Origin of the sequence: Flavobacterium sp., assembly GCF_047602195.1 — a bacterium.
Classification (GTDB): domain Bacteria; phylum Bacteroidota; class Bacteroidia; order Flavobacteriales; family Flavobacteriaceae; genus Flavobacterium.
In genome coordinates this window covers 780,781-794,979 of record NZ_JASGHW010000004.1, presented here as the reverse complement: position 1 = coordinate 794,979, position 14,199 = coordinate 780,781, and the positions used below count along the sequence as shown (strand labels likewise).

General features: G+C 47.8%; 13 protein-coding genes. 8 read left to right on the top strand and 5 right to left on the bottom strand.

Annotated features, from left to right (window positions below):
* Positions 1-20 precede the first annotated feature (20 nt).
* Positions 21-380 carry a winged helix-turn-helix transcriptional regulator gene (locus tag QM717_RS09630; protein WP_415037235.1) on the top strand — a complete coding sequence of 120 codons (360 nt, stop codon included), beginning with the start codon at positions 21-23 and terminating at the stop codon, positions 378-380.
* Between the two features lie 196 nt (positions 381-576).
* On the opposite strand, the gene QM717_RS09625 is transcribed toward QM717_RS09630, so the two are convergent.
* Together QM717_RS09625 and leuS are read right to left on the bottom strand one after the other, a co-directional pair.
* Positions 577-1,257 carry a zinc metallopeptidase gene (locus QM717_RS09625; RefSeq protein ID WP_415037233.1) on the bottom strand — a complete coding sequence of 227 codons (681 nt, stop codon included), beginning with the start codon at positions 1,255-1,257 and terminating at the stop codon, positions 577-579.
* Between the two features lie 461 nt (positions 1,258-1,718).
* Positions 1,719-4,601 (bottom strand): leucine--tRNA ligase, encoded by a 2,883-nt coding sequence (leuS, locus tag QM717_RS09620; protein ID WP_415037231.1) that lies wholly within the window; start codon positions 4,599-4,601, stop codon positions 1,719-1,721.
* A gap of 205 nt (positions 4,602-4,806) precedes the next feature.
* On the opposite strand from leuS, the gene QM717_RS09615 reads away from it, so the two are divergent.
* The 4 genes from QM717_RS09615 to truB all read left to right on the top strand — a co-directional run bounded on the left by QM717_RS09615 (position 4,807) and on the right by truB (position 7,561).
* Positions 4,807-5,682 carry a cell division protein FtsX gene (locus QM717_RS09615; RefSeq protein WP_415037229.1) on the top strand — a complete coding sequence of 292 codons (876 nt, stop codon included), beginning with the start codon at positions 4,807-4,809 and terminating at the stop codon, positions 5,680-5,682.
* A 57-nt stretch (positions 5,683-5,739) separates the two neighbouring features.
* On the top strand, positions 5,740-5,988 hold the full coding sequence (locus tag QM717_RS09610) for a DUF3098 domain-containing protein (RefSeq protein ID WP_415037227.1): 249 nt from the start codon (positions 5,740-5,742) through the stop codon (positions 5,986-5,988).
* Between the two features lie 71 nt (positions 5,989-6,059).
* Entirely contained in the window at positions 6,060-6,857 is a 798-nt protein-coding gene (locus tag QM717_RS09605; protein ID WP_415037225.1) for an undecaprenyl-diphosphate phosphatase, read from the top strand.
* Complete coding sequence (gene truB, locus QM717_RS09600; RefSeq protein ID WP_415037223.1) at positions 6,857-7,561, top strand: tRNA pseudouridine(55) synthase TruB; 705 nt, start codon at positions 6,857-6,859, stop codon at positions 7,559-7,561. The genes QM717_RS09605 and truB overlap by 1 nt, the downstream gene beginning before the upstream one ends.
* Before the next feature lie 186 nt (positions 7,562-7,747).
* On the opposite strand, the gene QM717_RS09595 is transcribed toward truB, so the two are convergent.
* A complete protein-coding gene (locus tag QM717_RS09595; RefSeq protein ID WP_415037221.1) occupies positions 7,748-8,368 on the bottom strand; it encodes a thioredoxin family protein in 621 nt (206 codons plus the stop codon).
* 152 nt (positions 8,369-8,520) lie between these two features.
* On the opposite strand from QM717_RS09595, the gene pyrH reads away from it, so the two are divergent.
* From pyrH to QM717_RS09580, 3 genes are all read left to right on the top strand, one after another.
* Entirely contained in the window at positions 8,521-9,228 is a 708-nt protein-coding gene (gene pyrH / locus QM717_RS09590) for a UMP kinase (protein WP_415037220.1), read from the top strand.
* Positions 9,229-9,512: 284 nt separating this feature from the next.
* Positions 9,513-10,073 carry a ribosome recycling factor gene (frr, locus tag QM717_RS09585; RefSeq protein ID WP_415037219.1) on the top strand — a complete coding sequence of 187 codons (561 nt, stop codon included), beginning with the start codon at positions 9,513-9,515 and terminating at the stop codon, positions 10,071-10,073.
* Between the two features lie 640 nt (positions 10,074-10,713).
* Complete coding sequence (locus tag QM717_RS09580) at positions 10,714-13,215, top strand: DUF5686 family protein (protein ID WP_415037217.1); 2,502 nt, start codon at positions 10,714-10,716, stop codon at positions 13,213-13,215.
* On the opposite strand, the gene QM717_RS09575 is transcribed toward QM717_RS09580, so the two are convergent.
* Positions 13,198-13,881 (bottom strand): endonuclease/exonuclease/phosphatase family protein, encoded by a 684-nt coding sequence (locus QM717_RS09575; RefSeq protein ID WP_415037215.1) that lies wholly within the window; start codon positions 13,879-13,881, stop codon positions 13,198-13,200. The two genes, QM717_RS09580 and QM717_RS09575, sit on opposite strands and share 18 nt — an antisense overlap.
* Complete coding sequence (locus tag QM717_RS09570) at positions 13,878-14,165, bottom strand: hypothetical protein (RefSeq protein ID WP_415037213.1); 288 nt, start codon at positions 14,163-14,165, stop codon at positions 13,878-13,880. The genes QM717_RS09575 and QM717_RS09570 overlap by 4 nt, the downstream gene beginning before the upstream one ends.
* Positions 14,166-14,199 lie beyond the last annotated feature (34 nt).

The following is a 14,199-nucleotide window of genomic DNA, read 5'->3' as shown; positions in this document are numbered from 1 at the left end:
CCTACTAAAAAGTATGTGATATGCGAGACATCAAAGAAGCTTCGACCAACAACGACAATAGAAAGCAAATCATCGTGGCCTGCCCCGTCAGTTTTACGCTGGATAAAGTGGGCGGCCGATGGAAACCGTTAATATTGTGGAACCTGCGCTTCGGACAAAAACGCTACAGCGACCTGCGCAAAGCCATCCCGCCGATTACCGAAAAAATGCTCATTCAACATTTAAAACAACTCGAAGCCGACCAACTCGTTACAAGGACAGTCGTTGAAATCATGCCGCCGCATGTGGAATACAAACTCACCGATGCTGCACAGGAATTGCTTCCCGCGCTCGATACTTTGGCGAATTGGGGCTTGAAATACAATCGGGCCGAGCGTTAAGAAAATGTCCTGTGGACATTTTTAGCGAAGGAGCCAGGCGGCGCGGTGGCGATGTTCAAACAAAATCTAATGGATTAGGATAAGCACTAGCCTCGAGTGTAGCAAGTATTCTCGCAGAGATACTGCGGAAAGCAGGAAACAGCTCCAAATAAAAAATCCGCTACAAGAGCGGATTTCTATTTTCAAACGGAAAAAGTTAATCGCGTCTTCCCATATAAATCATGACATAATACAGCAAGGTTCCGAGTGAACCAATCGCCGCTACCACATAAGTCCTGGCGGCCCATTTGAGTGCGTCCTGCGCGCCCGCATGTTCTTCACGGGTGAGCATTCGCTTGTTGTCGAGCCACGCCAAGGCGCGGTTACTCGCGTCGTATTCCACTGGAAGCGTAATGAACGCAAACAAGGTCGTGAGCGCGAACAACACAATTCCAATCAGCAATAATGACGGAAAAGTATTTACAAGCAAAACGCCCGCGAGCAACACCCATTGAATGATGTTGGACGTAAACGATACTACCGGAACGAGTTTCGAACGCATTTCCAACCAACTGTAAGCCGCGGCATGTTGTACCGCGTGCCCGACTTCGTGCGCCGCTACAGCCGCAGCCGCAGCATTTCGTTGATTATAAACCGCTTCACTAAGGTTGACCGTTTTATCGGCCGGGTTGTAGTGATCGGTCAATCGGCCTGGGGTCGAAATCACGCGTACGTCACGGATGCCGTGGTCGGCGAGCATTTTCTCGGCGATTTCCGCACCGCTCATATTGTTCTGCAAATGCAGTTTCGAATAATGGTCAAATTTACTTTGCAATCTTTGGGACACCAGCCAGCTCGCCAGCATGATCGCGCCCATGATAATCCATCCTAAATACATAGTTTTAATTTTTAAGGTTTTAGCTCCGCTCTCCCGACGGTTCGGGACGCCTTTGGCTCGAGTGGTCGTGCGCTTGCCACAAAAGTTGCGCCACGGGTCGTTAATGTCAGGTTAAATGAAATTTTGGCAGTTTTGGTTTTTTTGGGCGTTGCCTAAAGGCCCGCGCTTTTCGTTGCAATCTTTTGTTTCGTAAAACTACACAAAAGGATTTCCACTGCAATCGCTAACGCGGACGTCTGCTTACAAATCCGCCCAGATTCTTATGAGTTGGACCACGAACAAAACAGGCATCACATATTTCAAAATCACGAGCCCCACACCATTTACAAAGTCTCTCCACCAATTGATAATCGCGAGCCCTTTTTGTTTGCGCATTTGAGTAATCACTAAAATCATCAAGCGTGAAGCGCCAAATACAAGGAGTACGAGAAGGCTTTGGATAACTTTTTCCCTAAACTCCACTACCCGACCAAATTGATGATTTTCCCTGGAACGATAATAACTTTATTCGGCGTACGACCTTCAAGCTGCTTGATCGTGCGTTCGTCTTTCATCACAATTTCTTCAATTTCCGCAGCGGTCAGGCTCAAAGGCAAATCAATAGTGAAGCGCATTTTTCCATTGAACGAGACCGGATATTCCTTGTTGCTTTCGACCAAATATTCAGGGTTGAATTTCGGGAACGGTGCACGTGAAATACTTTCCTGGTGCCCCAATTGTTTCCACAATTCCTCAGCGATGTGCGGCGCATAAGGCGACACCAAAACTGCCAACGGTTCGAGAATCGTACGTTCGTGGCAGTTCGTCGCGGTCAGTTCGTTGACGCAAATCATGAACTGCGAAACCGACGTATTGAACGAAAATCCTTCGATGTCTTCCTGTACTTTCTTGATCGTTTTGTGCAACGTTTTTAACGCGTCTTTGCTCGTCGGATTCGAAGTAACGATCAAACCTTTGTCGTCGAAATACAATTTCCACAGCTTTTTAAGGAACCCGAAAACACCCGAAATTCCGGCGGTATTCCATGGCTTGTATTGTTCGAGCGGGCCGAGAAACATTTCGTATAATCTTAGAGTGTCGGCGCCGTATTCGTTGCAAATATCGTCAGGTGTTACGACATTGTATTTGGATTTGGACATTTTTTCGACTTCGCGGGAAACAATGAATTTGCCGTTGTCTTCGGTGATGAATTCGGCATTCTTGAAATCTTCACGCCAATTGGCAAATGCAGCAGTATCGAGTTCATCTGAGGAATTGACCATCGAAACATCAGCATGGATCGGTTGCGTACGACGACCATCGATTTTGCCTTTCGAGACAAAAGTATTCGTGCCTTCGAGTCGGTGCGCAAAAGCCGAAGTCCCCAAAATCATCCCCTGATTGATCAATTTCTTAAACGGTTCTTGCTGATGAATGAATCCACGATCAAACAAGAACTTATTCCAAAAACGGCTGTACAGCAAATGCCCCGTCGCGTGCTCGCTGCCACCGATGTACAAATCGACATTCTGCCAATATTGCTCATCTTCCTTCGAAACGAATTCTTCGGTATTGTGCGGATCCATGTAACGCAGCCAATACCACGAGGATCCCGCCCAGCCCGGCATCGTATTGAGTTCGAGCGGAAAAACGGTTTGGTTATCAATCAAATCATTAGAAACGACTTTATTTTCAGATGTGCTCCACGCCCATTCCTTGGAGTTTCCGAGTGGCGGCTGTCCGTCTTCGGTCGGTAAATATTTTTCGACTTCAGGCAACACGATCGGCAAATGTTTCGCGTCGATCATTTGCGGCAACCCGTTCACGTAGTAAACGGGAAACGGTTCGCCCCAGTAGCGTTGACGGGAAAACACCGCATCGCGCAAACGGTAATTGGTTTTGCCTTTTCCGAGTTGGAGTTTTTCGAGTTCTTCGATCGCTTTCTTCGTCGCATCTTTATAATTCAATCCATTCAGGAAATCTGAATTGGCAATCTTGACGTTGTCTTTCGAGCCATAGGCTTCCTTCGAAATATCGACGCCGTCAAAAATATTCTTGATGGCACCCATGCCGTTCTTGCCCTTGAAGAAATTTGCAAACGCATAATCGCGTTCGTCTCCGCAAGGGACAGCCATCACCGCGCCGGTTCCGTAACCCGCCAAAACATAATCGCCCACCCAAACCGGAATCGGTTCCTTGGTAAACGGATGCTCGGCATAAGCGCCGGTAAATACGCCCGAAATCGTCTTGACATCAGCCATTCTTTCACGCTCGGAACGCTTGGCAGTCGCTTCTACATATTGCTCGACCGACTGTTTCCATTCGGGTGTGGTGATTTTTGAAACAAGTTCATGTTCGGGCGCCAACGTCATAAACGTCACACCGAAAATGGTATCGGGACGCGTTGTAAAGACTTGGATTTCGTGGCCCGAATGTTCGTTGCCGGACAGGAAATGGTCGACTTCGCTTTTATTTTCTTCCGAATCCAAAACTTTGAAAGTCACGAGCGCACCGACCGATTTTCCGATCCAGTTTTCCTGCGCGTCTTTCAAGGATTGTGTCCAATCAATATCTTTCAAGCCATCAAGCAAACGTTGGGCATAAGCCGAAATACGCATGCTCCATTGCGTCATCTTTTTACGGATGACGGGAAAGCCGCCGCGTTCGGAAACGCCGTTGACGATTTCGTCGTTGGCCAAAACGGTTCCGAGACCCGGACACCAGTTGACTTCGGTTTCGGCCAAATAAGTCAGCCTATATTGGAGTAAAATCTGTTCTTGCTTTTCTTTTGAATATGCATTCCATTCATCGGCTGAAAAAATGTCGATATTGTCATCGGAAACCGCATTCACATTGGCGTTGCCGTCTTTTTGGAATTGCTCGATCAAGGTGCAGATGCTTTCGGCCTTATCGGAAGTTTTGTTGTACCACGAATTGAACAATTGGATAAAAATCCACTGTGTCCATTTGTAATAATCGGGCGAGGAAGTGCGCACTTCGCGGTCCCAATCGAATGAAAACCCAATCTTGTCGAGCTGTTCGCGGTAACGCGCGATGTTCTCGCGTGTCGTCTTCTCAGGATGCTGTCCGGTTTGGATCGCATACTGTTCGGCTGGCAATCCAAAACTGTCGTAGCCCTGCGGATGCAATACGTTGAATCCTTTGTGGCGTTTGTAGCGCGCATAAATATCCGAGGCGATGTACCCCAACGGATGCCCGACGTGCAAGCCCGCGCCCGACGGGTACGGAAACATGTCGAGGACGTAATATTTCGGTTTGTCGGAATGGTTGTCGGCGGCGAAGGTTTGGTTTTCGGCCCAGTATTTTTGCCAGTCGGCTTCGATTTCGTTTGGATTGTATTTCATTTTGGATTGTAGATTATAGATTTCTGATTTCTGATTTAGGGTTCAATCTAAAATCTGAAATCTAAAATCTAAAATTGCTGTAACACATTATATTTAGTCGAGTCTCTTAACCCGGCGCGCAAATTTACGCTTTACAGACGAAAATTAAAACTTTGTCCGTTATAAACCGAAATGTTTATTATTTTTACCGCATAATTTCACCTATATGAAACCTTCTTTCGAAAAGTTCCAGAAGCGCAGGCTCATTTCATCTTATTTTTCGGTTGTTTTAAGTATTTTCCTCGTGTTGTTTTTGCTTGGGATTTTGGGATTGTTCGTGATCAACTCGAAACGATTGTCCGACAATTTCAAGGAAGAAATCGCGATGACGGTTTTCTTTAAAAATGAAGCCAACGACAGCGTCATCAGCGCGTTCAAGACGCAACTCGAAGCCGAAAAATTCGTCAAATCGAGCGTGTATGTGAGCAAGGAAGAAGCGGCCAAAAACCACAAGGACATCATCGGCGAAGATTTCATGGAATTCCTCGGGATGAACCCGCTCCAGAACTCGTTCGACATTTACCTCAACTCCGAATACATCAACCCGGAAGGCATCCGCAAAATCGAAAGCACGTTCCGCATGAACGAGATGGTTTCGGATGTGGTCTACGACAAACAGCTCGTGACGCTCGTCAACGACAACATCCAGAAAGTCTCGATGTGGATCCTGATCGTGTGCGGCATCTTCGGACTCATCGCCGTTTTGCTCATCAACAGTTCGATGCGACTGTCGATTTACTCGAACCGTTTCATCATCAAGACGATGCAGATGGTCGGGGCGACCAAATCGTTCATCCGCAAACCGTTTATCTGGCGCAGCATCCGTTTGGGAATCTTGGGTTCTATCCTCGCTATCGCAGCATTGGCGGGCGTTTTGTATTACCTCGACACCAATTATCCCGACCTCGAAATCATGGCCGAACCGGTTTTGGTGGCAGCCGTTTTGGGCGGCGTGTTGCTCGTAGGCATCCTGATTACGTGGATCAGTACGTTTTTTGCGACGACGCGTTTCCTCAACCTCAGGACCGACGACCTGTATTAAAATGATTGTTTAATCGGTTGATCGCTTATTTGTTCAACCGTTCAAAAAATAAATGTGATGGAAAATCAAGAAAACCAACCCGGCTTTTTGTTCGACAAAGCCAACTACAAAATCCTGTTGATTGGGATTGCGGTAATTATCCTCGGTTTCATCCTCATGGCCGGTGGCGGAAGCGACAACCCAGAAGTCTGGAATGATGCCGTTTTTGATTTCCGCAGGATCCGTTTGTCGCCTACTTTGGTGCTGATCGGTTTTGGCATTACGGCCTATTCGATCCTGAAAAACCCGAAAAAATCCGACCATTAGTCAATGAGAAAATGAGATAATTTATTTTCATGGCCATTTTCTAATTTCCTAATTTTCTAATTGACTCATTAATGACCACACTCCAAGCCATCGTTCTGGCCATCATCGAAGGACTGACCGAATTTTTGCCGGTTTCATCGACCGGACACATGATCATCGCCAGTTCTTTTTTCGGGATTGCACAGGACGACTTCACCAAATTGTTTACAATTGTCATCCAACTCGGCGCGATCCTTTCGGTGATTGTGTTGTATTTCAAGCGCTTTTTCCAGACGATGGATTTCTATTTCAAACTCCTGGTCGGATTTATCCCTGCCGTTATTCTCGGTTTATTGCTCAGCGATTTTATCGATGGATTATTGGAAAACCCCGTAACGGTTGCCGTTTCGCTTGTACTCGGCGGATTGGTATTGCTCAAGGTCGACGGCTGGTTCACCGATTCAGAGGAGAAACAATCGACCAATGAAATCAGTTATGCGACCGCTTTTAAAATCGGTTTGTTCCAATGTTTGGCGATGATTCCGGGTGTTTCCAGATCGGGCGCGAGCATTGTGGGCGGTATGGCGCAGAAATTATCGCGTACGACCGCGGCCGAATTTTCCTTTTTTCTTGCGGTTCCGACCATGTTCGGCGCAACGGCCAAAAAGTGTTACGATTACTACAAACATGGGTTGGTTTTGAGCGACGACCAGGTCAATTTACTCATTATCGGGAACGTCGTCGGATTCATTGTCGCGATGCTCGCCATCAAGACATTCATCGGATTCCTGAGCAAAAACGGCTTTAAGGTATTTGGTTACTACCGCATCGTGGCCGGACTCGCGATTCTTGTGATCCATTTCTTTTTCTACAAACTCACGATCATTTAATGACTGCCGAAGATTTTCTCGCCGGGCAAATTTTGCTGATCGACAAACCCTTGCATTGGACCTCTTTCCAGGCGGTCAACAAAATGAAATGGGCGCTCAAGAGCAAGCTTGGCCTCAAGAAAATCAAGATCGGGCATGCCGGAACTTTGGACCCATTGGCTTCGGGATTGCTACTGGTCTGCACCGGAAAAGCCACCAAACAAATTTCCGAACTACAAGGCCAGACCAAAGAATACACCGGTACTTTCTACATCGGCGCCACGACGCCATCCTATGACCTCGAAACCGAAATCAACGAGACTTTCCCGACCGAGCACATCGATGAAAATCTGATCCAGCAAACCATTCAAAAATTCCTGGGCGAAATCGACCAGAAACCACCGATCTTTTCGGCGATCAAGAAAGACGGCAAACGTTTGTATGAACACGCGCGCGCCGGCGAGGAAATCGAAATCGCTTCCCGCAAAACCACTATTTACGAATTCGAGATCACACGCATTGCCTTGCCTGAAATCGATTTTCGCGTGCAATGCAGCAAAGGCACTTACATCCGCTCGCTCGCTTACGACTTTGGAAAAGCATTGGGATCAGGCGCGCATTTGACGGTGTTGCGCCGTACGAAAATTGGGGATTTCGATGTGGAAAATGCAATGGATGTTTTGGCGTTTGTCGACTCGATTGGGTCGGATGCGAACGAACACTAATGCTTTGATTGGAATTAGGTCGCGATTGCCTATGACACTTAAATTTTAACAAAAAGCACAGAAAATCTGTAGCGCAAAATCATCAAAATTTGCTAGGGATAAACCTACTACTTTGCCCCCTACCCTAGAGCCAAAATACACCTTTTTCAAACATACCCCTTACAGAAAAACTGTATTTTCAAGCCACTATCTTTTACAATAAATCAACCGTTCCAATTCCACTATCAAATCGGCGACCTCATTTTGGGTACTGATGCCTTTGTCGCGCAAATACCACAATTGAATTTCGGTCTTGGCGGTTTCATCGATCGTGCCGTATTGGCGTTTGTAGCTCGTGATCAGATCGGTGGCGCCTTTGGGACGCGGACCCCAACTGCCGAGAACATTGTGGGTTTGGTCGAGAATAATGAGTTTGGGAATCGAACGGCTGCCGTTGGTCAGGAATTGGTTCATGAGCGCGTTGTTTTCGTCACGGAACACAATCTTGAGGTCGATGTGGTTTCCAATCAAAGCCATTTGGTTTAAAATCGGCAGGATTTGCGCCGCATCGCCGCACCAGCCTTCAGAAATCACCAGCCACAAATATTTCTTTTTGAGCGACAACAGTTTCTTGATGTTGTCTTCGGAGATGACCGTTTTCTTGTCGAGCCGGTTCATGCGTGCCTCGTTGAGTTCGGTGTAATGCAACAGCGCTTCCGATTGCTGGTCCCCGGAAGATTTTCCTTCCTTGAACAGCTTCGTAACAATGGTCCTGTATTTCGTATAGGAATGGCTCTTGAGCAGGCTTTCGGCAATTGCAATCTTCATCTTCGCTGGCATTTGGTCCTCTTACAAATTTACTACAAAATGCATAAAAACGGTACGCTTTGAGACCGACTTAACATTTTTTAAAATCCTGTTCCCGAAAAACAGAATATCATTATATTTGCACACACATTTGAAAAAGAACAAAACGCCAGATGAAATACAAAAGAATCCTCCTGAAATTAAGCGGCGAAGCATTAATGGGCGACCGTCAATACGGCATCGACCCGGCGCGCTTGGCCGAATATGCCGAAGAAATCAAACAAATCCACGACAAGGGCGTACAGATTGCCATCGTCATCGGAGGCGGAAACATCTTTCGCGGCGTAGCCGGTGCAGCCAACGGCATGGACCGTGTTCAGGGCGATTACATGGGCATGCTCGCGACCGTCATCAACGGGATGGCATTGCAGGGCGCGCTCGAGGACAAAGGCATGCTGACGCGTTTGCAGACGGCCCTCAAAATCGAGGCGATTGCCGAGCCGTACATTAAACGCCGTGCGGTGCGCCACCTCGAAAAAGGACGCATCGTGATTTTTGGTGCTGGAACCGGAAACCCGTATTTCACGACCGATACCGCTGCGGTATTGCGCGGGGTCGAAATCCACGCCGATGTGATTTTGAAAGGCACACGCGTCGATGGCATTTACACCGCCGACCCAGAGAAAGACGCTTCGGCGACGAAGTTCGATTACATCTCGTTTGAGGATGTGATCAAAAAAGGACTCAACGTCATGGACACGACCGCCTTTACGCTGAGCCAGGAAAACCAATTGCCGATCCTCGTGTTCGACATGAACAAGAAAGGCAACCTGACCAAAATTTGCGAAGGCGAAAATATTGGGACGGTCGTCAACGTTTAATGAATTTTCGGGAGCTTTTTCCTGCTGTCCGCTGTATCTTTTTTTTCGAAGAGATCTCGAGGAAACGAGAGAAATCTTAGTTAGAAAAAAAGGATGCCGCTCCCATCAGGGCTAGGGCTTCCCACAGCTAACAACATTCGCCGCAAATCCGAAGTTCGGGAACGCCGAATAGAAATACAAATTTGAATTGTCGCGGCTCGCGCGTGAGGGATTGAGGCAAGGTACCGCGTACCGCCGAAAGCCCGACCCGCAGGGGGCACGCCCAAATAAATAATCCAGAAACAATGGAAGAAATTGATTTTATACTCGACAGCACCGAAGAATCGATGAACGGTTCGCTCGCGCACCTCGAAAAAGAATTTACCAACATCCGTGCAGGAAAAGCCAGCCCGGCGATGATCGGTGGCGTATTCGTGGACTATTACGGATCGGCAACCCCGATTGCACAGGTGGCCAACGTCAATGTGCCCGATGCACGTACGATCACGATCGCGCCTTGGGAAAAGAACATGCTGCATGCGATCGAGAAAGCGATCATGGTGGCCAACATCGGTTTCAACCCGATGAACAACGGCGACCAGATCATCATCAACGTGCCGCCGCTGACCGAGGAACGCCGCCGCGACCTTGTGAAACAAGCCAAATCGGAAGCCGAGGATGCCAAAATCGGGATCCGCAACGCACGCCAGGAAGCCAACAAAGAAATCAAGAAATTGGAGAAAGACGGGCTCTCGGAAGATGTGTGCAAAAACGCCGAGGACGACGTGCAGACCTTGACCAACACCTACATCAAAAAAATTGACGATTTGCTTTCGCTCAAGGAAGCCGAGATTATGAAGGTTTAACTTTCTTTGATAAGAATTAAAAAGGACGCTTTTTCAGCGTCCTTTTTTTTGCGCTGCGCAACCTTCTCAACTTTTGCATCGCCGTCCCGAAGCGTCGGGATTGCAAAAAGGCGAAGCGCCGTCAGGAATCTCTATTTTATTTTTGGCTTTTTTCAAAGCGCCAAAAATTCTCCTAAGAACTTCTTTCGTAGTTCGAACGATTTCCCGTTCCAAGCGAACAACAGATTTTCAATTACCATAAAAGTTCTTCGTGAGACAGCGCGATTCAATCGTGGCAGGCGGGCACCTGCAATTTGAAAAGGTCGTAAAATTGAAAGCTGTTTGAGCGCAGCGAGTTCTTTCAATTTCGGCCTTGAAAATTAGCAGGTCGCCGAACGATAGCGCGCCAGGCATTTTTGCTTCTTTTGTCTGGCAACAAAAGAAGGCCCTCGCGGCAGCGATAGCCCCCGATTGAAGTGGGAATCCTTTTGCGCGAGGAACGAGCGTAAAAGATTGAAACGGAAAGCGGGACACGAGCGAAGCAAACTGGCGAAGCAAAAAGCTCCCAAAAATCCATTTTGTTAAAACCCAAACAGATTTTTTTCATTTTGGCTATCTTTAAACCCAAATTCCCATTTTGCTTTTCTACGAAATCATTTAGATGAGATACGCGTTCCTGTTGTGCTTCTTTTTTACGCTTGCTGCCCAGGCGCAATTGGGCGTAAACGGCATCGTAAAGGACGCCTCGACCAAGAAACCGTTGCCGTTTGCCTCGGTCGCCACCGATTCGGGAATCTACACCATCGCCGATGTGGACGGAAAGTTTACGCTCAACGCCCTGAGCGAAATCCGATCGCTTACCGTATCGTACGTCGGATTTACCTCGGTGCAACTTACGCTTGTACCGACCAAAAAATTCTATACGGTGTACCTGCAACCGCAGGCCAATGAAATCAATGCCGTTTCGGTCTCGAATGACAACCGTGCACTCAACATCATCCGACGTGTGGTGCGCGACCGCAACACCAACAATCCGCAGAAAAAACTCAGCAGTTTTGAACTCAAGGCGTACAACAAATTGGTCATAACGGCCAACCCGGATTCGATCGACGGCCGCATCGATACGGTTTTCACCAAGAAAGCGGGCAAGCCGAAATTTGTCAAGGTCGATTCTTCTGACTACAAATTCAAGAAGGTCATCAAGCAGCAGCATTTGTTCCAGACCGAAAAGGTTTCGGTCTACCAATTCAGCAACCACGCGCTCAAGGAAACAGTTTTGGCCACGAAGATGTCGGGGTTCAAGCGCCCGATTTATGAAATCCTCGCGTTCAATTTGCAGTCGTTTTCGATTTACGATGAGCGCTACGAATTGTTCGAGACCAAATACAACAGCCCGATTTCGGGAGATTCTTTTTTCGATTACAACTTCAAGCTGCTCGACAGCACCCAGATCGAGGGCCGCAAAACCTACATGATCTATTTCAAGAACAAGAAAAAACGAAAGGCCGCCGGTCTCGAGGGTATGCTCTACATCGACAGTGAAAATTATGCCGTCGCCAAGGCCATCATGCGCATCCGGGGCGTGATCGATGTGACCGGTACGCACGAATTCACTTACCTGCCCGAACAACGGTTGTGGTTCCCGGTCCGCAAAAATTTCAGGATCGTCAAGGGCAAAAACGACGACGACATCCGCGTATTGGGCGAAACCCTCAAATTCGATTCGGATGAAAATGCGGCCGAGAACGGCTCGCGTCCCAAAGTCGCTTCCGATTTCACTTATGTGCTGTCGGAAACCAATTATTTCGACATGGAATACAACGTGCCGGTGGTCATGCGCAACCCGTCGATTTACATCGAGGTCAAGGACGACGCCGAGAACAAACCCGAAGTTTTTTGGAACCAATACCGCAAGGACAGCCTCGATTTGCGCAGCCGCAAAACTTATATCGCGCTCGACAGCATCGTCGAAACCGAACGCATTGAAAAACGCTTGCTGCAAGGACGCAAAATCCTCAACGGTTATGTGCCTTTCGGCCCGGTCGATATGGATTTGCGTTACCTGTTGAGCTACAACAATTACGAAGGTTTTCGCGTGGGACTCGGCGGACGGACCAATGAAAAATTCTCGCGCAAGTACCGCATCGATGGTTATACGGCCTATGGCATCAAGGACGGCATGTTCAAGTACAGCCTGGGTTTCAGCGGACGCATCGGGAAATTTTCGAGTTCGTGGATTGGGCTTTCGTATACCGATGACGTACGCGAGATCGGTAGCACTTCTTTTGCGATTGACAAACGGGTGTTCAAATTGTACGATCCGCGCCCGATCAACGTCAGTACTTTTTACCAGCACAAAACCTGGCGTGCCTATCTCGAGACCAAGATCATCCCCAAAACCGAAAGCATCTGGCAGCTCACCTACAGCAACATCGAACCCAAGTTTTTTTACGCCTATACGGTCGATGACAAACTGTACGAACGCTTCACGATGACCACGGCACAGGTCGCGATCCAATGGAATCCGTTCAGCGATTACATGCAGACGCCGCACGGGCGCATCGAAGTCGAAAAACGCTTCCCAAAATTCACCTTCCAATACACACGCGCCTTGCCGCACATTTTGGGCAATGATTTCAATTTCGCCAAAATCGATTTCCGTACCGAATACGAACAGAAATACCTCAACGGACAAAAAACCACCTTGCTGCTCGAGGCCGGCTATGCCTATGGCGATGTCCCGATGACGCACCTCTACAACACCTCGCCGAACAACCTGACCAAGGATCGGCTTATCCAAAGGATTACGATTGCGGGTAAAAATGCCTTCGAGACGATGTATTTCAATGAATTCTTTTCGAGCAAATACGCGATGTTCCAATTCAAGCACAGCTCAAAGCGCCTCACATTTTTGAAGAAAGTGCGGCCGTCATTTGTACTGGTGTCGCGTCTGGCCTATGGCGATCTCGACAAACCCGAACAGCACGTGGGCATCGATTACAAGACGTTGCAGGATGGTTATTTCGAATCCGGACTCGAGATCAACCAGATTTACAGCGGTTTCGGACTCGCGGGCTTCTACCGTTACGGTCCGAACCAGTTGCCGCGATTGGAAGACAACATCGCGGTGAAACTGTCTTTTATCTTAAACCTCGGGTTTTAGCCATTCGGCGACAATCGCAGGATGGTCTGAGATTTTTCGGTCCATCTTGATCATTTGCTGATTAATGGCCCTGCCGCTTACCATCGATTGGCTCACGACGATATGAAGGACCGAATTTTCATTTTTGCCCGTAAGATTGACCAGCGCATTCGAATCGAAAAACGCATTCATCTCCGCGATGGTATTTTTGCTCGGGTAAGGAAATCCCGAAAATGAAATATTGAAATCGCCCGAATAAATGAGGTTGTTGCCCGGGGCCCACTTTTCGATGTCCCTTTTTTGGAATTGCAAATCCTTTTCAAAAAAAGCGCCCCTGCCCCCGAAGCTTCCAATGATGCTTCCATAAAGGACCAAATGACCTAACGGGGTATCGATTTCGCAGCAGATTGCCGTATACGGATCATAGGTTGGCAGTTGTTTTACGATTGGGAATTTACTCCATACCGAAACCCTGTTTTCTCCATCGCGGTACGCTTGGCCGTCGTGAATCGCAGGCAAGGCGGCACTTTGGCAGCAATGGTACTTTTCAAAACGGATGGCGGAATTGGTCTCGGTCAAAAAAACAATATCCGGTTTTATTTTTCCGATCCAATCAATGATGAAAATGTTCTTGGGAGAAACAGGATTGTTTTTGGGTCTTTCGACATTCCAACTCAGGATTTTCATAGGTTCACCAAAATAACCAATGCCAATAAAACAACCGAATGGATGAGGACCGAACCCAGATGATCCCGATTCAGGCACAGCCTGACCAGATTGACCACCGTCAAAATCCCAACCACAAACGGAAGCAACAACATCGGAATGGCGTTGACGCCGGGGCCACAACTAGGGCCGCCCGGAAACAGCCAAAAAAATAAAAAACACACCAAAAAATAACACAGGTAGAAGATTCCCGTCAGGGCGGTATTCCTATTGGCTGGGCTGAGATTTTTAAAAAATGAGTTCACACGCAATAATACCAGTTTTACCGCAAAGTTCCAA